Source organism: Flagellimonas hadalis, assembly GCF_007785775.2.
Lineage (GTDB): Bacteria > Bacteroidota > Bacteroidia > Flavobacteriales > Flavobacteriaceae > Flagellimonas > Flagellimonas hadalis.
Genome location: NZ_VNIK02000050.1, coordinates 1 through 404, shown reverse-complemented (window position 1 = coordinate 404; position 404 = coordinate 1). Strand labels below are relative to the sequence as shown.

Sequence of the window (404 nt, the reverse complement as noted above, 5' to 3'; positions counted from 1 at the left end):
GGGATGTTTTTTATGGATTGGGTCCCGGGTAGGTGGATTTCGTTGGTACTTGCCGTTCCTATCCTGTTCTGGTTTGGCCGAAGCTTTTTCATAAATGCCTTTAAACAGGCCAGATTTGGTAAGGCCAATATGGATACCTTGGTCGCACTCAGTACGGGCATTGCCTTTTTGTTCAGTGCATTCAATACCTTTTTTCCTGAATTTTGGCTCAGTAAAGGCATGGAACCCCATGTATATTATGAGGCGGCCACAGTGATCATCACCTTTATTTCATTGGGGAAATTATTGGAAGAAAAGGCGAAATCAAATACATCCTCCGCCATAAAGAAATTGATAGGGTTGCAGCCCAAGACCTTAAAGGTGATAGCAGATGGGGAGGAAAGGGAAATCCCTATTTCTTCGGT

Annotated in this window: 1 pseudogene; it reads left to right on the top strand. The window is 43.8% G+C overall.

The features are described from left to right. A pseudogene (locus tag FOT42_RS17960) lies at positions 1-404 on the top strand (heavy metal translocating P-type ATPase); the annotation flags it as partial.